The 19841-nt window shown below is 57.3% G+C and carries 16 protein-coding genes; 6 read left to right on the forward strand and 10 right to left on the reverse strand.

Translation table 11 applies throughout. The features are described from left to right. The first annotated feature begins 354 nt into the window (after window positions 1-354). The 4 genes from metA to aceK all read left to right on the forward strand — a co-directional run bounded on the left by metA (window position 355) and on the right by aceK (window position 6335). Window positions 355-1284 (forward strand): homoserine O-succinyltransferase, encoded by a 930-nt coding sequence (gene metA, locus EDF82_RS22455; RefSeq protein WP_123757709.1) that lies wholly within the window; start codon window positions 355-357, stop codon window positions 1282-1284. A 260-nt stretch (window positions 1285-1544) separates the two neighbouring features. Further along, window positions 1545-3146 carry a malate synthase A gene (gene aceB, locus EDF82_RS22460; protein ID WP_123757710.1) on the forward strand — a complete coding sequence of 534 codons (1602 nt, stop codon included), beginning with the start codon at window positions 1545-1547 and terminating at the stop codon, window positions 3144-3146. An 88-nt stretch (window positions 3147-3234) separates the two neighbouring features. After that, window positions 3235-4539: an isocitrate lyase gene (gene aceA / locus EDF82_RS22465; protein WP_123757965.1), complete on the forward strand. Its 1305-nt coding sequence runs from the start codon at window positions 3235-3237 to the stop codon at window positions 4537-4539. A 53-nt stretch (window positions 4540-4592) separates the two neighbouring features. Then, window positions 4593-6335 (forward strand): bifunctional isocitrate dehydrogenase kinase/phosphatase, encoded by a 1743-nt coding sequence (gene aceK, locus EDF82_RS22470; RefSeq protein ID WP_123757711.1) that lies wholly within the window; start codon window positions 4593-4595, stop codon window positions 6333-6335. A 30-nt stretch (window positions 6336-6365) separates the two neighbouring features. Here aceK and EDF82_RS22475 read toward each other — a convergent pair whose 3' ends face one another. Then, on the reverse strand, window positions 6366-6785 hold the full coding sequence (locus tag EDF82_RS22475; protein WP_123757966.1) for an ASCH domain-containing protein: 420 nt from the start codon (window positions 6783-6785) through the stop codon (window positions 6366-6368). Window positions 6786-6795: 10 nt separating this feature from the next. Beyond that, on the reverse strand, window positions 6796-7623 hold the full coding sequence (gene iclR, locus EDF82_RS22480; RefSeq protein WP_123757712.1) for a glyoxylate bypass operon transcriptional repressor IclR: 828 nt from the start codon (window positions 7621-7623) through the stop codon (window positions 6796-6798). Between the two features lie 194 nt (window positions 7624-7817). Between iclR and metH the strand changes: the two genes are divergently transcribed. Then, on the forward strand, window positions 7818-11501 hold the full coding sequence (gene metH, locus EDF82_RS22485; protein WP_123757713.1) for a methionine synthase: 3684 nt from the start codon (window positions 7818-7820) through the stop codon (window positions 11499-11501). A 227-nt stretch (window positions 11502-11728) separates the two neighbouring features. Beyond that, the gene (locus EDF82_RS22490; protein WP_123757714.1) at window positions 11729-13360 is read left to right on the forward strand and encodes a Na/Pi cotransporter family protein; all 1632 of its coding nucleotides are present in this window, start codon (window positions 11729-11731) and stop codon (window positions 13358-13360) included. A gap of 61 nt (window positions 13361-13421) precedes the next feature. Here the strand turns inward: EDF82_RS22490 and pepE are convergent, their stop codons facing one another. From pepE to EDF82_RS22530, 8 genes are all read right to left on the reverse strand, one after another. Further along, window positions 13422-14111 (reverse strand): dipeptidase PepE, encoded by a 690-nt coding sequence (gene pepE / locus EDF82_RS22495; RefSeq protein ID WP_123757715.1) that lies wholly within the window; start codon window positions 14109-14111, stop codon window positions 13422-13424. A 131-nt stretch (window positions 14112-14242) separates the two neighbouring features. After that, window positions 14243-15055, reverse strand: coding sequence for a shikimate 5-dehydrogenase (locus EDF82_RS22500; RefSeq protein WP_123757716.1), 813 nt, complete (start codon window positions 15053-15055; stop codon window positions 14243-14245). Then, complete coding sequence (gene sorE, locus EDF82_RS22505; protein WP_123757717.1) at window positions 15048-16277, reverse strand: L-sorbose 1-phosphate reductase; 1230 nt, start codon at window positions 16275-16277, stop codon at window positions 15048-15050. The genes EDF82_RS22500 and sorE overlap by 8 nt, the downstream gene beginning before the upstream one ends. A 51-nt stretch (window positions 16278-16328) precedes the next feature. Next, entirely contained in the window at window positions 16329-17153 is an 825-nt protein-coding gene (locus tag EDF82_RS22510; RefSeq protein WP_123757718.1) for a PTS system mannose/fructose/sorbose family transporter subunit IID, read from the reverse strand. An 11-nt stretch (window positions 17154-17164) separates the two neighbouring features. Beyond that, window positions 17165-17962, reverse strand: coding sequence for a PTS mannose/fructose/sorbose transporter subunit IIC (locus EDF82_RS22515; protein WP_123757719.1), 798 nt, complete (start codon window positions 17960-17962; stop codon window positions 17165-17167). Between the two features lie 89 nt (window positions 17963-18051). Next, complete coding sequence (locus tag EDF82_RS22520) at window positions 18052-18546, reverse strand: mannose/fructose/sorbose PTS transporter subunit IIB (protein WP_123757720.1); 495 nt, start codon at window positions 18544-18546, stop codon at window positions 18052-18054. Further along, window positions 18546-18965 carry a mannose/fructose/sorbose PTS transporter subunit IIA gene (locus EDF82_RS22525; protein ID WP_123757721.1) on the reverse strand — a complete coding sequence of 140 codons (420 nt, stop codon included), beginning with the start codon at window positions 18963-18965 and terminating at the stop codon, window positions 18546-18548. Before EDF82_RS22525 ends, EDF82_RS22520 begins: the two co-directional genes overlap by 1 nt. 9 nt (window positions 18966-18974) lie before the next feature. Further along, window positions 18975-19778, reverse strand: coding sequence for an SDR family oxidoreductase (locus EDF82_RS22530; protein WP_123757967.1), 804 nt, complete (start codon window positions 19776-19778; stop codon window positions 18975-18977). Window positions 19779-19841: the final 63 nt, after the last annotated feature.

Below are 19841 nucleotides of genomic sequence, written 5' to 3' on the forward strand. Positions count from 1 at the left end.
TAGTGTGGGGTCTCCCCATGTGAGAGTAGGGAACTGCCAGGCATCAAATAAAGCAAAGGGCTCAGTCGAAAGACTGGGCCTTTTGTTTTTTCTGCGTTTTATTCCCCGTTATACTGATACATTGCCGCAGCAAAACCTCTCTCTGATCAATCAATTATTCGCCAGCATTGCTCCTTAAACGCTGAATCATCACATTCGCTATGTTTCCTTGAGATTAAGCGCTGTATTCTATCCCGGACGTGGTTGAAACTTTTTCACCTTCTACTTGCAGACTCGACATTCTCCTTATTCCTGGTTATTGTTAGCTGTCTGGATGTCTAAACGTTTATACGTATGCTATGAGGTAATAAAGTTATGCCAATTCGGGTGCAGGACGAGCTACCAGCCGTCAATTTCTTGCGTGATGAGAACGTCTTTGTGATGACGGCTTCGCGTGCGACCACTCAGGAAATTCGTCCGCTGAAGGTGCTAATCCTTAACCTGATGCCGAAAAAAATCGAGACCGAGAACCAGTTTCTGCGTCTGCTCTCGAACTCTCCGCTGCAGCTTGATATCCAGCTGCTGCGTATTGACGCGCGCGAATCCCGCAATACGCCGACCGAGCACCTCAATAATTTCTACTGTAACTTCGACGACATCTGCGACCAGAACTTTGATGGACTGATCGTCACCGGTGCCCCGTTAGGGCTGGTTGAATTTAATGACGTGGCCTACTGGCCGCAGATCAAACAGGTGCTGGAGTGGGCGAAAGATCACGTCACCTCCACGCTTTTTGTCTGTTGGGCGGTACAGGCCGCGCTCAATATTCTGTATGGCATCCCTAAACAAACCCGTTCTGAAAAAATTTCCGGCGTCTACGAGCACCATATCCTGCATCCTCACGCCTTACTGACGCGTGGTTTTGATGACTCTTTCCTGGCGCCGCACTCACGCTACGCTGATTTCCCGGCGGCATTGATTCGTGACTACACCGATTTAGAGATCCTGGCCGAAACGGAAGAGGGCGATGCCTACCTGTTTGCCAGCAAAGACAAACGCATTGCCTTCGTGACCGGACACCCTGAATACGATGCCAATACCCTGGCCAGCGAATTTTTCCGCGATGTTGAAGCCGGTCTGAGCCCGCAAATTCCCGACAACTATTTCCCACAAAACGATCCGCAAAACAAACCGCGCGCCACCTGGCGCAGTCATGGAAATCTGCTGTTTGCGAACTGGCTTAACTATTACGTTTACCAGATCACTCCATACGATCTGCGGAATATGAATCCGACTTTAGACTAATCATCCAGACAACGCGATCCTTAAGCGTTTCAGCATTTTGCCTCTGGCACCTTCGGGTGCCTTTTTTGTTTCCGAAATTCACTTCAAGATTGTAATTAACTTTAATCTTAATGTTATCAATATGTTGTGATGATATTAAATTAAAAATGGAAATTGTTTTTGATTTTGGAATTTTATTGAGTAGTCTTAGTTGTGTTGAGCGAAAAGCAGACAACGATCGTTCACTCGCGCCAGCGGGATCAACCAACAGGAGCTACACCATGACGCAACAGGCGACAATGACTGATGAACTGGCCTTTAGCCGGCCATATGGCGAGCAGGAAACGCAGATTTTAACGCCTGAGGCGGTAGAATTTCTGACGGAACTGGTGAGCCGCTTTACGCCTGAGCGCAATAAACTGCTGGCGGCACGCCTGCAGCAACAGCAGGCGATTGATAACGGAACGCTGCCTGATTTTATTTCGGAAACGGCTTCCATTAGAAATGGTAACTGGACGATCCGCGGTATTCCCGCTGATTTGCAGGATCGCCGGGTGGAAATCACCGGTCCCGTTGAGCGCAAAATGGTGATTAACGCCCTCAATGCCAACGTAAAAGTCTTTATGGCGGACTTCGAAGATTCACTGGCGCCGGACTGGAACAAAGTGATTGATGGGCAGATTAACCTGCGCGATGCGGTGAACGGTACCATCAGCTACACCAACGAAGCCGGTAAAATTTATCAGCTCAAGCCCGACCCGGCGGTGCTGGTGTGCCGCGTACGTGGCCTGCATCTGCCTGAAAAACATGTGACATGGCGCGGTGAGTCGATCCCCGGCAGCCTGTTTGATTTCGCCCTCTATTTTTTCCACAACCACCAGAACCTGCTGGCGAAAGGTAGCGGCCCTTACTTCTATCTGCCGAAAACCCAGGCCTGGCAGGAAGCGGCATGGTGGAGTGAAGTCTTTAGCTTCACTGAAGACCGGTTCAGTCTGCCGCGCGGCACCATCAAGGCCACGCTGTTAATCGAAACGCTGCCGGCAGTATTCCAGATGGATGAAATCCTGCATGCGCTGCGGGAGCACATCGTCGGTCTGAACTGTGGCCGTTGGGATTACATTTTCAGCTACATCAAAACGTTAAAAAACCATGGTGACCGCGTATTACCAGATCGCCAGGTGGTCACCATGGATAAGCCTTTCCTCAGCGCTTATTCACGTTTGCTGATTAAAACCTGCCACCGGCGTGGTGCGTTTGCGATGGGCGGCATGGCGGCATTCATCCCCAGCAAAGATGCCGACCGTAACCGCCAGGTGCTCGGCAAAGTGACCGCCGATAAAGAACTGGAAGCCAACAATGGCCACGACGGTACCTGGATCGCGCACCCAGGGCTGGCGGATACGGCGATGGCGGTTTTCAATCGCGTTCTGGGTGAACGTCCCAACCAGCTGTCCGTCAGCCGGGAAGAGGATGCGCCGATCGATGCTGAACAACTGCTGGCGCCCTGTGAGGGCGAGCGCACCGAAGTGGGGATGCGCGCCAATATCCGTGTTGCGGTGCAGTACATCGAAGCCTGGATCTCCGGTAATGGCTGCGTACCGATTTACGGTCTGATGGAAGATGCGGCGACCGCCGAAATCTCGCGAACCTCCATCTGGCAATGGATCCACCACCAGAAAACCCTCAGCGACGGCACGCCGGTCACCAAAGCCCTGTTCCGCCAGTGGCTGGCTGAAGAGCTGATGGTCATTCAGGAGGAGCTGGGCGAACACCGCTACAGCAGCGGGCGCTTCGATGATGCCGCGCGCCTGATGGAACAGATCACCACCTCTGATGAGCTAATCGACTTCCTGACGCTGCCGGGCTACCGCCTGCTGGCATAAGCATCAGCTGAATGTGTTTGTCCGTGGCCACACTGCCTTCACCGATAAAGCCTGGGAAGCCAGGAATAAAATAATGGAGCATCTGCACATGAAAACCCGTACCCAACAAATCGAAGCATTAAACAAAGAATGGACACAACCGCGTTGGGAAGGCATTACCCGCCCCTATAGCGCTGAGGATGTTGTGAAATTGCGCGGTTCCGTCAATCCGGAATGCACGCTGGCGCAGTTGGGCGCGGCCAAAATGTGGCGACTGCTGCATGGCGAAGCGAAAAAAGGGTACATCAACAGCCTCGGTGCGTTAACCGGCGGGCAGGCGTTGCAGCAGGCGAAGGCCGGCATCGAGGCGATTTACCTCTCCGGCTGGCAGGTGGCGGCGGATGCCAACCTTGCCTCCAGCATGTACCCGGATCAATCACTGTACCCGGCTAACTCCGTCCCGGCGGTGGTCGATCGGATCAACAATACCTTCCGTCGCGCGGATCAGATCCAGTGGTCGACCGGTATTGAACCGGGTGATCCGCGCTATACCGATTACTTCCTGCCGATCGTTGCCGATGCCGAAGCGGGATTTGGCGGCGTACTGAACGCTTTTGAGCTGATGAAATCGATGATTGAAGCCGGTGCAGCGGCCGTTCACTTCGAAGATCAGCTGGCGTCGGTGAAAAAGTGCGGGCACATGGGCGGGAAAGTGCTGGTACCGACCCAGGAGGCGATCCAGAAGCTGGTCGCGGCACGCCTGGCGGCGGATGTCATGGGCGTCCCTACGCTGGTGATCGCCCGAACGGATGCCGATGCCGCCGATTTGATCACCTCCGACTGCGATCCGTACGATCGTGAGTTTGTCACCGGCGATCGCACCAGCGAAGGCTTTTTCCGGACACATGCCGGCATTGAGCAGGCGATCAGCCGTGGGCTGGCCTACGCGCCCTATGCCGATCTGGTGTGGTGTGAAACCTCGAAACCGGACCTTGAGCAGGCTCGTCGCTTTGCCGAGGCCATTCACGCCCGCTTCCCAGGCAAATTGCTGGCCTATAACTGCTCGCCGTCGTTCAACTGGAAGAAAAATCTGGATGACAGCACCATCGCCCGTTTCCAGCAGGCGCTGTCCGACATGGGTTACAAATACCAGTTCATCACGCTGGCGGGCATCCACAGCATGTGGTTCAACATGTTCGACCTGGCCCATGCCTACGCGCAGGGTGAGGGGATGAAGCACTACGTCGAGAAGGTGCAGCAGCCTGAATTTGCTGCCGCTTCGCAAGGCTACACCTTCGTTTCTCACCAGCAGGAGGTGGGGACCGGCTACTTCGATAAGGTCACGACCATCATCCAGGGCGGGGCTTCCTCCGTCACGGCGCTGACCGGTTCCACGGAAGAAGAGCAGTTCTGATCGTGTTCCCCCTCTCCCTGTGGGGGAGAGGGTTTGGGGTGAGGGGGAAAGCTATGACGCGTGGCCTGGAATTACTGATTGCACAGACGATTTTGCAAGGTTTTGACGCGCAGTATGGGCGTTTCCTGGAAGTCACTTCTGGCGCGCAGCAGCGCTTTGAGGATGCTGACTGGCATGCGGTTCAGCAGGCCATGAAGCAACGTATTCACCTTTATGATCATCACGTTGGCCTGGTGGTGGAGCAGCTGCGCTGTATCACCGAAGGCAAAAGCACCGATGTGGATTTTTTGCTGCGGGTGAAAGAGCAGTACACCCGTTTGCTGCCGGACTACCCGCGTTTTGAAATTGCCGAAAGCTTTTTTAATTCTGTCCATTGTCGACTGTTCGACCACCGCTCGCTGACTCCCGAGCGGTTGTTTATTTTCAGTTCTCAGCCTGCGCGCAGCGGTCAGGCGCTTCCCCGTCCGCTGGCAAAAAGCTTTTTCCCCGATCGCGGCTGGGAGACGCTGCTCAACAAAGTTCTCACCGACCTGCCTCTGCGTTTACCGTGGCAAAACAAGGCGCGCGACATCGGCTACATTAGCGCGTCTTTGCAGGAGGCGCTGGGCAGTGAGATGCTCTCCCGCAGCCATCTGCAGGTGGCGAACGAGCTTTTTTATCGTAATAAAGCGGCCTGGCTGGTTGGGAAGCTGATCACCCCGGTCGCAACCTTGCCCTTTTTGTTGCCTGTCCATCGCAGCGATGAAGGTGAACTGTTTATTGATACCTGTCTGACTACCCATGCCGAAGCCAGTATTGTCTTTGGCTTCGCCCGCTCCTATTTCATGGTCTACGCCCCGCTACCCGGAGCGCTGGTCGAGTGGCTGCGCGATATTCTGCCCGGTAAAACGACCGCTGAGCTGTATATGGCCATTGGCTGCCAGAAGCATGCGAAGACCGAAAGCTATCGGGAATATCTCTACTACATCGGCCGCAGCAATGAGCAGTTTATTGAGGCGCCGGGGATCCGTGGGATGGTGATGCTGGTGTTTACCCTGCCGGGCTTCGATCGGGTTTTTAAAGTCATTAAAGACCGCTTTGCGCCGCAAAAGGAGATGACCGCCGCCCACGTGCGCGCCTGCTATCAGTTGGTGAAAGAGCATGACCGCGTCGGACGTATGGCCGACACCCAGGAGTTTGAAAACTTCGTGCTGGAAAAACGGCAAATTGCTCCAGCGCTGATGGCGTTATTGCAGGCCGAAGCCGGGGCGAAAATCACCGATCTTGGCGACCGGATTGCCATCAGCCATCTCTATATTGAACGCCGCATGGTGCCGCTGAACATCTGGCTGGAGCAGGTGAGCGGCCAGGCGCTGCGCGATGCGGTGGAGGAGTATGGCAACGCGATCCGCCAGCTTGCCGCGGCGAATATTTTTCCCGGCGATATGCTGTTTAAAAACTTCGGCGTGACCCGCCATGGGCGGGTGGTGTTTTACGATTACGATGAAATTTGCTACATGACCGAGGTGAATTTCCGCGAAATACCGCCGCCGCGCTACCCGGAAGACGAGCTGGCGAGCGAACCGTGGTACAGCGTTTCTGCCGGGGATGTTTTTCCGGAAGAGTTTCGCCACTGGCTGTGCGCGGACCCGCGTATCGGACCGTTGCTGGAAGAAATGCACGCCGACCTGCTGCGGGCGGATTACTGGCGGGCGCTGCAGACGCGCATTCGCAACGGCCATGTGGAAGATGTCTATGCCTATCGCCGCCGTCAGCGCTTTTGCGTGCGCTACGGCGCGATGCAGCAGGCGGGATAAAAACGTTATCGGAAGCCGCGGGTTCGCGGCTCAGGACAAGCGCACGTCGGCAACCTCGATCAGCGCGAACTCTTCATAAATCAGCTCCATCTCCGGTGACCAGGTCCCTTCACGCTCGAAGAACGCCTGATGGCCCTGCTGCCAGTAGGCCAGACTCAAATCGCCTTCACCTTCCCGCGCGGCGAGCTCCGCCGTCATCTCATTAAAGCGAATGATTCGGAGGACCAGAGTACGGATGACGCAGGCCGGTTCGCCGGCTCCGTTGAGCACAATGTGGTAGGCGCCAGGGGTGACGGGCGGGTTCTCCTGACGATAGCTGGCAAGAGAGCCGCAGGTGCCGCGTTTTTTCCCGGCGATAACCAGAGCCACCAGCTCATCGGCCAGCGCGGGGGAGTCGCCGAATGACCAGCAAAATGCATCGGGATACCGCTGTTGCCAGAGGGATTTCAGATCGTTCATGTTAGCGAACCCCACCATATGCCAGCGTCACCTCTTTGGCCGCTTTAATCACCAGCGCACCCAGTTCGGTGACCCGATCGTCAGTCATACGGGAAATCGGGCCGGAGATAGAGATGGCGGCAAACGGCTCCCGGTGTTCGTCATAAATACAGGAGGCGACGCAGCGTAAACCGAGGGCATGCTCTTCATCATCAAACGAATAGCCGCGCTTGCGCGTCTGGGCCAGATCCTCTTTCAGATGGACCGGCGAAACCAGCGTCGCGTGGGTATAGGCGTGCAGGCCTTTGCGGTGTAGCAGGCCGGTGACCTGCTCTTCGCTGAGCTGGGACAAAAACGCTTTCCCCGCCCCGGAGGCGTGCATCGGTAGCTTTCCGCCAATCGGCGCGGACATTCGCATCAGCTGCGTACACTGAACCTGGTCGATAATAATCGCCTGGTGGTCGCTTTGATCCAGGACGGCCAGGTTGACCGTTTCACCGGAATCTTCCATCAGCTGGCGCAGAATCGGGTGGACGATCGCCAGCAGGTTGCGGCTTTGCAGAAAGCTGCTGCCGACGATAAAGGCATGCGCGCCCACCGACCAGTGGCCCAGGTCACCGACCTGGCGCACGAAGCCCAGCTGCTGCATGGTCGTCAACAGGCGATGGGTCGTGGAGTTGGGCAGACCGGCCTGCTGGGCCAGCTCGGTCAATGCGACGCTGCTGTGTGATTCAGCAATCCACTCGAGGAGTTTTAATCCGCGAGTAAGCGATTGAACCTGGCCGCCAGCCTGTGGGGCGGCGGGCGTCGCGGGTTTTCTGCCGCGCTTAGCGGGAACGGGAGTAGCCATCGCTGAATCCTTTTTTCTGTATCGTGGAAATAGTTTTCATTTTATTTGCGCAATTTGCAATCACAACCAGACTGATCGGATGAGTGAAGCTGAACATGTCTCATATTGCCCGTCGCTCTCTTTTCCACATTGGTGGTTTATGCCAGTATGGTTTGTTGGCCTTTTGGCCTGGGTGAGCGTTGTCGGGAGCGAGTGTGAGCAGCAAAGTTGAACAACTGCATCAGCAGTTAAAAAAACGTATTTTGGTTCTGGATGGCGGCATGGGCACCATGATCCAGGGCTATCGTCTGAGTGAAGAAGATTTCCGTGGCGCACGCTTTGCCGACTGGCCCTGCGACCTGAAAGGCAATAACGACCTGCTGGTACTCAGCAAGCCGGAGGTGATTACCGATATCCACGACGCCTACTTTGAGGCCGGGGCGGATATCATTGAAACCAACACCTTTAACTCGACCACTATCGCGATGGCGGATTACCAGATGGAATCCCTGTCGGCGGAAATCAACTTTGCCGCAGCACAGCTGGCGCGCGCCAGCGCCGATGCGTGGACGGCCCGGACGCCGGAAAAACCGCGTTACGTCGCTGGTGTCCTCGGCCCGACCAACCGCACCGCCTCCATCTCCCCGGACGTTAACGACCCGGCCTACCGCAATATCACCTTTGATGGGCTGGTAGAAGCATACCGTGAATCCACCAAAGCGCTGGTGGAAGGCGGCGTGGACCTGATCATGATTGAGACGGTGTTCGATACCCTGAACGCCAAAGCGGCGATCTTTGCGGTGAAAGAAGAGTTCGAGGCGCTGGGGGTGGATCTGCCCATTATGATCTCCGGCACCATCACCGATGCCTCCGGGCGTACGCTCTCCGGGCAAACCACCGAAGCTTTTTATAACTCGCTGCGGCACGCCGACGCGCTGACCTTTGGTCTGAACTGCGCGCTGGGGCCGGACGAACTGCGCCAGTATGTGCAGGAACTGTCGCGCATTGCCGAATGCTACGTTACCGCGCACCCGAACGCCGGGCTGCCAAACGCCTTTGGGGAATACGATCTCGACGCCGACACCATGGCGGCCCAGATCCGCGAATGGGCGGAAGCGGGCTTCCTGAACATCGTCGGCGGCTGCTGCGGCACCACGCCGGAGCATATCGCCGCCATGTCACGCGCCGTGACGGGCCTGGCGCCGCGCGCGCTGCCGGAGATCCCGGTAGCCTGTCGCCTGGCAGGCCTGGAACCGCTCAATATCGGCGATGACAGCCTGTTTGTGAACGTCGGCGAACGTACCAACGTCACCGGTTCTGCCAAGTTCAAACGCCTGATTAAAGAAGAAAAATATAACGAAGCGCTGGACGTTGCCCGCCAGCAGGTGGAAAGCGGCGCGCAGATTATCGATATCAACATGGATGAGGGGATGCTCGACGCCGAAGCGGCGATGGTGCGTTTCCTCAACCTGATTGCCGGCGAGCCTGATATTGCCCGGGTGCCGATTATGATCGACTCCTCGAAATGGGACGTCATCGAAAAGGGCCTGAAGTGTATTCAGGGGAAAGGCATCGTCAACTCTATCTCGATGAAAGAGGGGGTTGAGGCCTTCGTCGCGCATGCGAAAAAGGTCCGTCGCTACGGCGCAGCCGTCGTGGTAATGGCCTTTGACGAAGTCGGCCAGGCCGACACCCGCGCGCGCAAAATTGAAATTTGCCGCCGGGCGTACAACATTCTGACCAAAGAGGTGGGCTTCCCACCGGAAGATATTATTTTTGACCCCAATATCTTCGCCGTCGCCACCGGTATTGAAGAGCACAACAACTACGCCCAGGACTTTATCGGTGCCTGCGAAGACATTAAACGCGAGCTGCCGCACGCGCTGATTTCTGGCGGCGTCTCTAACGTCTCGTTCTCATTCCGTGGCAACGATCCGGTGCGCGAAGCGATTCACGCGGTGTTCCTCTACTACGCCATTCGCAACGGCATGGATATGGGGATTGTTAACGCCGGGCAGCTGGCGATTTATGACGATCTCCCGGCCGAGCTGCGCGATGCCGTAGAAGACGTGATCCTCAATCGTCACGCCGAGGGCACCGATCGCCTGCTGGAGCTGGCGGAAAAATACCGCGGCAGTAAAACCGATGACTCTGCCAACGCCCAACAGGCGGAATGGCGCAGCTGGGACGTGAAAAAGCGCCTTGAATACTCGCTGGTGAAAGGGATTACCGAGTTTATCGAACTGGACACCGAAGAGGCGCGTCAGCAGTCTGCTCGCCCGATTGAGGTGATTGAAGGCCCGCTGATGGACGGCATGAACGTGGTCGGCGACCTGTTCGGCGAGGGCAAAATGTTCCTGCCGCAGGTGGTGAAATCGGCCCGCGTCATGAAACAGGCGGTCGCCTATCTGGAGCCGTATATCGAAGCCAGCAAGGAAAAAGGCTCCAGCAACGGCAAGATGGTGATTGCCACCGTCAAAGGCGACGTCCATGACATCGGTAAAAATATCGTTGGCGTGGTGCTGCAGTGTAATAACTACGAAATTATCGATCTTGGCGTGATGGTGCCGGCGGATAAAATCCTCAAAACCGCCCGCGAAGTGAATGCCGACCTGATTGGCCTCTCGGGGCTGATTACCCCGTCGCTGGATGAAATGGTCAACGTGGCGAAAGAGATGGAACGCCAGGGCTTTACCATTCCACTGCTGATTGGTGGCGCCACGACCTCGAAAGCGCATACGGCGGTCAAAATCGAGCAGAACTACAGCGGCCCGACGGTGTACGTGCAGAACGCCTCGCGCACCGTGGGGGTGGTGGCTTCGCTGCTCTCGGAGACCCAACACGATGAGTTCGTCGCGCGCACCCGTAAAGAATACGACACCGTGCGTATTCAACACGCCCGTAAAAAACCGCGCACGCCGCCGGTGACGCTGGCTGTTGCCCGGGATAACGATCTGGCCTTTGACTGGGAAAACTATACGCCGCCGGTGGTTCACCGTCTGGGCGTGCAGAGCGTAGAAGCCAGCATCGAAACCCTGCGTAACTACATCGACTGGACGCCGTTCTTTATGACCTGGTCGCTGGCCGGGAAATATCCGCGCATCCTTGAAGATGACGTGGTGGGCGAAGAGGCGCAGCGGCTGTTCAACGATGCCAACGAGATGCTGGATATGCTGAGCGCCGGGAAGCAGCTTAACCCGCGTGGCGTAGTGGGACTATTCCCGGCCAACCGCGTGGGCGACGATATCGAAATCTATCGCGATGAAACCCGCACCCACGTCCTGACGGTCAGCCACCATCTGCGTCAGCAGACGGAAAAAGTGGGCTTTGCCAACTACTGCCTCGCCGACTTTGTCGCCCCGAAACTGAGCGGTAAAGCGGACTACATCGGCGCCTTTGCGGTCACCGGCGGGCTGGAAGAAGACGCGCTGGCGGAAGCGTTTGATGCGCAGCACGATGATTACAACAAGATCATGGTGAAAGCCATTGCCGACCGTCTGGCGGAAGCCTTTGCGGAATATCTGCATGAGCGGGTGCGTAAAGTCTACTGGGGCTATGCGGCGAATGAGAACCTCAGCAATGAGGAGCTGATCCGCGAAAACTACCAGGGGATTCGCCCGGCACCGGGTTATCCGGCCTGCCCGGAACACACCGAAAAAGCCGTTATCTGGGAACTGCTGGATGTTGAAGCCCAGACCGGCATGAAGCTTACCGAGTCATTTGCCATGTGGCCAGGTGCCTCGGTTTCCGGCTGGTATTTCAGTCATCCGGACAGCAAGTACTATGCGGTGGCGCAAATTCAGCGCGATCAGGTGGAGGATTATGCCCGGCGTAAAGGGATGACCCCGGCCGAAGTTGAGCGCTGGCTGGCGCCAAACCTCGGGTACGACGCGGACTAGATCGCGGCCGGTCACAAATCTGTCATCTCACCTTACAACTTACAGGGCGCGTCAATCGCGCCCTGTCTCTTTATTGCTGCTAAACCCTTATACTGGGTATTGGTTCAGCACCTGCCGTCATCAACGGTAAGCGTTCTGGACGATATAGCCCGGTTGAGTACTGCCGGGGGAATTCCTGGCGGGCTAGCGGTATTTATCCGTCGGGTAAGTAAGGAGAATAAGAATCCGTGTTAACTCTGCTGCACCTGCTGTCTGCCGTCGCCCTACTGGTTTGGGGGACGCATATCGTTCGTACCGGCGTGATGCGCGTATTTGGTGCGCGCCTGCGCTCCGTGCTGAGTAGCAGCGTCGAGAAAAAGCCGCTCGCCTTCTGTGCGGGTATTGGCGTCACGGCGCTGGTACAGAGCAGTAACGCCACCACTATGCTGGTGACCTCGTTCGTGGCCCAGGATCTGGTGGCGCTGACGCCGGCGCTGGTGATTGTCCTCGGGGCCGATGTCGGTACCGCGCTGATGGCGAGGGTGCTGACCTTCGACCTCTCCTGGCTGTCACCGCTGCTGATTTTTATCGGGGTGATTTTCTTTCTTGGCCGCAAACAAACCCGCGCCGGGCAGCTCGGGCGAGTGGGTATCGGTCTGGGGCTGATTTTATTAGCGCTGGAACTGATCGTGCAGGCGGTTCACCCCATTACGCAGGCCAACGGCGTACAGGTGATTTTCGCCTCATTGACCGGCGATATCATGCTGGATGCGCTGATCGGCGCGATGTTTGCCATTATCAGTTACTCCAGCCTGGCGGCGGTGCTGTTAACGGCTACCCTGACCTCAACCGGCGTGATTTCGTTCCCGGTGGCGCTGTGTCTGGTGATTGGCGCCAACCTCGGTTCGGGGATTCTGGCGATGATCAACAACAGCGCCGCCAATGCCTCCGCGCGGCGCGTGGCGCTCGGTAGCCTGTTGTTTAAGCTGGTGGGCAGCCTGATTATCCTGCCGTTTGTCCATGTGCTGGCCGATGTGATGCACCGGATGCCGCTGCCGGAAGCGGAGCTGGTTATCTACTTCCACGTCTTCTACAACCTGATCCGCTGCGTGGCGATGGTACCGTTTGCTGAACCGATGGCCCGGCTGTGTAAGCGCCTGATCCACGAAGACCCTGAGCTTGACCCGCATCTTAAACCGAAGCACCTGGATACCTCGGCGCTGGATACGCCGACGCTGGCGTTAGCCAATGCCGCGCGTGAGACCCTGCGTATTGGTGATGCCATGGAGCAGATGCTGGAGGGGTTGCACAAGGTGATGCACGGTGAACCGCGAGAGGAGAAAGAGCTGCGTCGTCTGGCTGATGACATCAACGTGCTCTATACCGCGATCAAGCTGTATCTGGCGCGGATGCCGAAAGATGAGCTGGCGGAAGAGGAATCCCGGCGCTGGGCGGAAATCATCGAAATGGCGCTGAACCTCGAGCAGGCCTCCGATATCGTCGAACGCATGGGCAGCGAAATCGCCGATAAATCTCTGGCGGCGCGGCGCGCTTTTTCCGTCGAAGGGCTGAAAGAGCTGGACGGCCTGTACGATCAGCTGCTCAGCAACTTACAGCTGGCGATGTCGGTCTTTTTCTCCAGCGACGTGCCGAGCGCCCGCCGTCTGCGCCGCAACAAGCACCGTTTCCGGATCCTCAACCGCCGTTACTCGCATGCGCACGTCGATCGTCTGCACCAGCAGAACGTGCAGAGCATTGAGACCAGTTCGCTGCATTTGGGCTTACTGGGCGATATGAAACGTCTGAACTCGTTGTTCTGTTCCGTGGCGTATAGCGTGATGGAACAGCCGGATGAAGACGATGAGCGGGATGAGTATTAAGCCCGGGTTAGCGGCGGGCCTGTAGCCCGGCTGACGTGCATACGCCAGCCGGGAACCGGTCTTAAAAGCGGTGACCTGCCTCGAGCGTCACCGCCTCTTCACCGGCCCTGAACACCAGCGTAGGGTTCGGGCCGCCGAGGGTGGCGTGTCCTTGCGTCACCTGAATCCAGTTGCCTTCCGGCAAGCCGATCACCGTCAGCTCCGGCGCCACGACCAGCAGCTCACGGATCCGCTGTTCACGGGTTTCACCTTTATGGCCTTCCGGCAGCGCATTGGTAAAGTGCGGGTTAATTTGCAGCGGGAACAGCCCCAGCGCAGCAAAACCTTGCGGGTCAACGATCGGCATATCGTTGGTGGTGCGGATGGTCGGACAGGCGAGATTCGCGCCGGCGCTCCAGCCGATATACAGCGCGCCGCGCGTCACCACATCAACAATAGGGGCCAGAAGCCCGCGTTCACGGCACTCCTTCAGCAGCTGAAAGGTATTGCCGCCGCCGACAATCACCAGTTCGGCAGCGTTGATGGCGGCCACCGGGTCGGCGACGCTATGAATGCCGGTGACTTTGATACCGAGCGGGGCGAGTACCGCGGCGGTTTTGGCCGTATAGTCATCCCAGGTTTGCGTCACCCCGGCGAAGGGGATAAACACCGCCGAACGGCGTCCATTGAGCTGGCCGCTAATCACGGGCAGCGCGTGTTCCAGCCATGCTTTACCAGGTAGCGACGAGTTACTTAATAACAGCAGTTCCATCTTTTCTCCATGTAGCCAGGTGATAGCATTGGCTGCGGATCCTACCACCGCTTGCCCGTTCGCTCGCTGATATGGCTCACGATGTTGCAAGGTCGCGACAGGAATTGCGCCCTCCCTGGCGCGTCGCGTTGTTACTCCGCCCGGGCGAATGCCGCGGCTTCTCTGACGAGGTCAGCATCCGGGCGCACGCCGGTATACAGCGCAAACTGCTCCACCGCCTGCAGTGCGATCACTTCCGCTCCGCTGATGATGTGTTTATCCAGCTGCTGCGCCAGGCGAATCAGCGGCGTTTCTACGGGCAGGGCCACCACATCAAACACCACGCTGGCCTGGGCGACCATCGTCCGGCTGAACGCCAGGGCGTCGCTGTGCGCCCCGCCCGCCATGCCGAGCGGCGTGACGTTGACCAGGATATCGGTGGCGATCCCTTCCGGTTGGGGCTGCCACTGAAAACCGTACTGTCTGGCGAGCGCCAGGCCGTTGTCACGGTTGCGAGCGGCGATCACCACGTTGCGAAAACCGGCATCGCGGAAGGCGGCGATCACCGCTTTCCCCATGCCGCCGCTGCCCTGAATCATCACGGCGGCGGCGTTATCCAGCTGGTGGCTGTCGATCAGGCTTTTCACCGCAATATAGTCGGTATTAAGGCCGGTCAGCCTGCCGTTGTCGTTGACGATGGTGTTCACCGAATCAATGACCGCGGCGGAAGGATCGATGGCGTCGAGAAAGGGCATGCAGCTCTCTTTAAACGGCATCGATACCGCGCAGCCGCGAATGCCCAGCGCCCGCACGCCGGCCACCGCGGCGGCAATATCCTGCGTCGTAAAGGTCTTGTAGAGATAGTTCAGACCCAGTTTTTGATACAGATAGTTGTGAAAGCGCGTGCCGAAATTACCCGGGCGACCGGCCAGCGACATACAGAGTTGGGTATCACGATTAATCATGAGCAATGTCCGGTGCGTGGGCTAACAGGTACTGTTCCGCTTCCGCAGACCAGATCCCATGGTGGCGCTCCATAATGGCCGCCAGTTGCGGATCGGCAATCTGGCCAAGGGGCGTCAGAGGCAGCGATTTTTCGGTGTACACCAGCTTTTTACCGCCGCCGACGGCGGGTAAATCGAGGGTCGTATCACCCGCTGCATTAAGCCCAAGAATATGGGTCACCACTTTGGCGGCCTGGACTTTTTTCGCCTGCATCAGGGCGACGGCGGCCCGCATATCATCGGTATTCCCGCCGGAGGTGCCGACATAATGGGTGAAGGCGTAGTGCACATCGTAAAAGTTGATCGGCGCGCTGAACTGCTTATCCTGCGGACCGGCAAAGAAGTTCAGGCAGCCGTCAGGGGCCAGCAGCGAAGAGGCCATGGTAATCAGCTGCTCGTTGGGCACGAACACGAAAATATCGTCAAAGCCATGGCCGCCGGTCAGCGCCATCAGCGTCTCACGCCCGGCATCGTGGCCGTCAAGGTAGTGGATCAGCGTTTGCGGCTCCGACGGATAGTGCTGGCGGGCATAGCTCAGCTTCGGCTTATTGGTATCGGTCACCACCAGCAGCGACGGGTTCACCGGCCCGTGCAGTGCATAGTCGATCGCCAGCAGCCCCATTGGACCGGTACCGCCGAGGATCAGCGTGCGCCCCTGCGGCCGGATCCCCATGGTGTGGTTATAGGTGCCTTCCTGCAGATGATAGTTGGCATTGAACGCGCCGATCACGCAGGAGAGCGGCTCGACCAGCGAGCCTTCAAACCAGCTATCGCCCTCCCAGGTGAGCAGGCAATCTTGCGTCATCACCTCGTCAGGGATCACCACGTGCGTGGCTTCACCACCGATCCACGGGAAAGAGTAGCCGGGGCAATCGGGGCGATCCGGCAGCTGCAGGTTGGCCTGAATCACGTAGCGCTGACCGGCCTGAAACTTGTGCTGCCATTTTTTACCGACCGCGAGAATTTCGCCGCAGAACTCATGACCGATGATGATGGGATTGACCGCCACATCGTCCGGGACTTTCTTATGGTTTTCCCCCTGATTGGCCTCTTTCCAGGAAGAAAGGCACAGGCTGTCGGTTACCACCCGGGCGAGGATTTCGTCGTCCTGCATGGCCGGGAGTTCGAAGGTTTCCAGGCGCAGGTCGCGCTTGCCGTACAGTCGAAGAGCTGTTGTTTGCATAAACCACCTCATAGTTAGCACAGTGGCCCCGGCGTGGCCGGGGCAGAAAAATCAGGACAAGAAGCCCAGCGCGTTGCCGACAATTCCCAGCCCGAACAGGGCGAAGATCAGCCATACCGGATTCACTTTTTTGTTGAGCAGGCGCACCATCAGCAGCGTCAGACCCAGCGCCAGCAGGCCAGGGCAGAGCTGATCGAGGATGTTCTGCACGGTCATGGTGACGGTGGTGCCGTCGGCGCCCGGCGTTTTCGATACCACCAACGGCACGTTGATGGTGGTCCATTTCGTGACCAGCACCCCCATGACGAACAGGCCCAGAATCGACGCCCCTTCGGTCAGTTTTTGCAGCAGGTTACCGCCCATATCGCTGACGATATTGACCCCTTTACGGAAGCCCAGTTGCAGGCCATACCATTTCATAGCCAGGCGTACTGCGTTGAAAATAAAGAAGAACAGCAAAGGTCCCAGCAGGTTGCCGGAGAGCGCCAGCGATGCGCCGAGCGCCGCGGTAATCGGGCGTAGCGTCCCCCAGACCAGCGGATCGCCGACCCCGGCCAGCGGCCCCATCAGGCCAACTTTGATGCCGTTAATGGCCCCATCGTCGATGGCCGCCCCGTTGGCGCGTGCTTCCTCCATGGCCGCCGTCACGCCCAGCACCGGGCCACAGACGGCGGGAGTGGTGTTGAAGAACACCAGATGACGTTTCAGCGCCGCCACCTGATCCTCTTTTAGCGGATACAGGCGTTTGATCGCCGGGATCATGTCGTAGCAGAACCCGAGGCCATGAATACGTTCGAAGTTGAAGGAGGCCTGCTGCAGGTTGGAGCGCAGAAATATGCTCACCAGGTCGCCTTGTGTCAGTTTTTTCGGTTCCATTGTGGGCTCCATCAATCGTCAAGTTGGTCAAGGGCGGTGGAAGAGGTGGCAGCCTGTTGCGGCTCGGCCTTGCGCCATTGCGGGTTCAGCTGGATGTAAATCAGCGCGATGATGACCCCCACGCCGCCAAAGGCCAGCAGGCTGAAGTTGAGGTAACCTCCCGCCAGGAAACCGAGGAAAAAGAAAGGCATCAGATACTTCACGCCCATCATGCGCAGGACCATGGCGTAGCCCACCACCACAATAAAACCGCCGGCGATTTGCAGACCGCGGGTGACAAATTCCGGGATGGCGTTAAGCATGTTGCTGACCATGTCGGCGCTGACAAACATCGAGACCACCAGCGCCGGGATAGCGACGCGCAGCGCCTGTACGCCCAGCGCCGAGACGTGCAACATATCAATGGTGCGAAAGCGGGCTTCTTCTGCCGCTTTGTCCGCCGCATGCTGAAAGACGACGGTGATGGTGCGGGCGAAAACGGTTAATACCTGGCCTGCCGCCGCAACCGGCAGCGCGATGGCGATACCGGTGGCAATGCTTTGATGACCGACGATAACCAGAATGGCGGAGATAATGCTGGCCAGCGCGGAGTCCGGCGATTGTGCGGCGCCGACGTTCATCCAGCCGAGGGCGATCAGCTCCAGCGTGCCGCCGAGCATAATCCCGGTTTTTAAATCACCGAGAATTAACCCGATAACGGTACAGGCAATTAACGGGCGGTGAGTCTGGAATTCATCCAGTACGCTGCCCATGCCGGCAATACAGGAAAAAATAAATATGGCGATTATTTGTAGGGTACTAATTTCCATTATATGTCACCTTGCGGGTATATTAATCCCTGCCTGTTACGGCATTAATATGGCATCGTGCGAACGATGGTATTAATACAGGCGCTTTTTTATTCTGTAATGGACTGCTCAGTTATTTTGTCGAGAATATTGACGGATGGATCCGATGCCACCACGCGTAAATCCAGTTTAACGCCCAGTTTATCCAGTTCACGAAACGCAGTAATATCACTTTGGTCTAATGATACCGCTTTGGTTAATTGTGTTTTACCCGGCCGCCAGGCCATTCCGCCAATATTCAGGGTGGCAATATTCACGCCTTGCCTGACCATCGTTAATGCATCCTGCGGATTGGTAAAGAGATAAAAAACGGTCTCGTTTTGATATTGCGGGTTGTGATAGACGGCGACCGCCTTTTCCAGGTTCACGACGTTGACCTTCATTCCCGGCGGGGCGGCCTGGCGCAGTAAAGTGCGCCGCACTTCATCGTTATACACCTCGTCGTTGCAGATAATAATGCGCTGGGCGTTAGCCACTTTAGACCAGACGGTGGTCACCTGACCGTGGATCAGGCGGTCATCGATGCGGGCGAGCGTAATATTCATCAAAAATCCTCCTCAATGGTTTCCGGAGTGGTTTCCGGCTGCCGCCAGACCACGCAGCACTGGCTGGCGATGGCGGTCAGGTGGTCGCATAATGCTTCTGCGCTCATGCTGTGCTGGTTATCCACCAGTTCCAGCGCCAGCGGTAACGAAAGGCCGCTGATGACCCGCAGTCGCGGGTTGCTCATTGCCAGTCCGGCGGCGGCATTCCACGGGCTGCCGCACTGCAAATCAACGGCAATCAGCCACTCGCTATCGTTGTGAGTGCTCACTAACTTTTCCAGCTTTGCGGCGATATCCCCGGCGTTTTCTCCCGGGACAAATTCCACGGCGCTGACCTCAACGTCGCCATAGACCATACGGACCGAATCGAGCATGGCGCCGGCCAGCTGACCATGTGCGCAGAAAATAACATTCACCATTTCGACTCCTTAACCGCGGGTTTTTCCGCCAGCAATGTTAGTGGTTACTCCGGTGATATAGCTTGCCCGCTCTGACAGCAGATAGCAGACGTAGTCGGCAACCTCGCTCAGACGACCGGAGCGGCCAATGGGAATCGCATTCTTGCTGTAGCCCGCCCGCAGTTGCTCGACGGTGATGTTGCGCGTCCAGGCCAGCGCTTCTTCGTACTCCGGCGTGCGCAGCCCGGTCTTTTCAAGGATCCCCGGCGCCACGCCGACCACGCGGATGCCGTGTTTGCCCAGCTCTTTGGACCATGAACGGGTGAAGCTATTCAGCGCCGCTTTGGTCGCGGCATAACAGCTCTGGCCCTCCGAGCCTTCCAGCCCGCTTTCCGAAGAGACGTTAACAATCACGCCTTCACGCTGCTTCACCATCTGCCGCGCCACCGCCTGCGACATCAGAAAGACCCCTTTCTGGTTGATGTTGACCATTTTCTCAAAGGCGCTTTCGTTTAACTCATAGCGGCCTTCCGGCGCTTTTTCATCGACCAGCAGGCGCGGGAAGTTCACCCCGGCATTATTCACCAGACCATCGATGCGTCCGTATTGCTGGATAATTTGCGCGACGCTGTGGTTGACTTCGCTGGCGCTGGAAATATCCGTTGGCCAGAATGTGTAACGATCGCTGTTTTGATATTTGTCACCGCCGTGAATATCGGTCATCTGGACATTGGCGCCGAGATTTAATAATTCTTCAACGATCGCCAGGCCAATGCCTGAGGCGCCACCGGTCACAATAATGATTTTATCTTTCAGATTTAGCCAGGTTTGCATAATAGTCATCTCATTTTTCAGGTAAAGGGAACCCACGCAGCGTCAGCTGCGTTAACAGAAAAC

Origin of the sequence: Klebsiella sp. BIGb0399 (assembly GCF_003752615.1) — a bacterium.
GTDB lineage: Bacteria > Pseudomonadota > Gammaproteobacteria > Enterobacterales > Enterobacteriaceae > Klebsiella > Klebsiella lignicola.

Coding starts and splice junctions, on each gene's coding strand:
- metA (WP_123757709.1), top strand. CDS start 355: ATGCCAATTCGGGTGCAGGACGAGCTACCAGCCGTCAATTTCTTGCGT.
- aceB (WP_123757710.1), top strand. CDS start 1,545: ATGACGCAACAGGCGACAATGACTGATGAACTGGCCTTTAGCCGGCCA.
- aceA (WP_123757965.1), top strand. CDS start 3,235: ATGAAAACCCGTACCCAACAAATCGAAGCATTAAACAAAGAATGGACA.
- aceK (WP_123757711.1), top strand. CDS start 4,593: ATGACGCGTGGCCTGGAATTACTGATTGCACAGACGATTTTGCAAGGT.
- iclR (WP_123757712.1), bottom strand. CDS start 7,623: ATGGCTACTCCCGTTCCCGCTAAGCGCGGCAGAAAACCCGCGACGCCC.
- pepE (WP_123757715.1), bottom strand. CDS start 14,111: ATGGAACTGCTGTTATTAAGTAACTCGTCGCTACCTGGTAAAGCATGG.
- EDF82_RS22500 (WP_123757716.1), bottom strand. CDS start 15,055: ATGATTAATCGTGATACCCAACTCTGTATGTCGCTGGCCGGTCGCCCG.
- sorE (WP_123757717.1), bottom strand. CDS start 16,277: ATGCAAACAACAGCTCTTCGACTGTACGGCAAGCGCGACCTGCGCCTG.
- EDF82_RS22510 (WP_123757718.1), bottom strand. CDS start 17,153: ATGGAACCGAAAAAACTGACACAAGGCGACCTGGTGAGCATATTTCTG.
- EDF82_RS22515 (WP_123757719.1), bottom strand. CDS start 17,962: ATGGAAATTAGTACCCTACAAATAATCGCCATATTTATTTTTTCCTGT.
- EDF82_RS22520 (WP_123757720.1), bottom strand. CDS start 18,546: ATGAATATTACGCTCGCCCGCATCGATGACCGCCTGATCCACGGTCAG.
- EDF82_RS22525 (WP_123757721.1), bottom strand. CDS start 18,965: ATGGTGAATGTTATTTTCTGCGCACATGGTCAGCTGGCCGGCGCCATG.
- EDF82_RS22530 (WP_123757967.1), bottom strand. CDS start 19,778: ATGCAAACCTGGCTAAATCTGAAAGATAAAATCATTATTGTGACCGGT.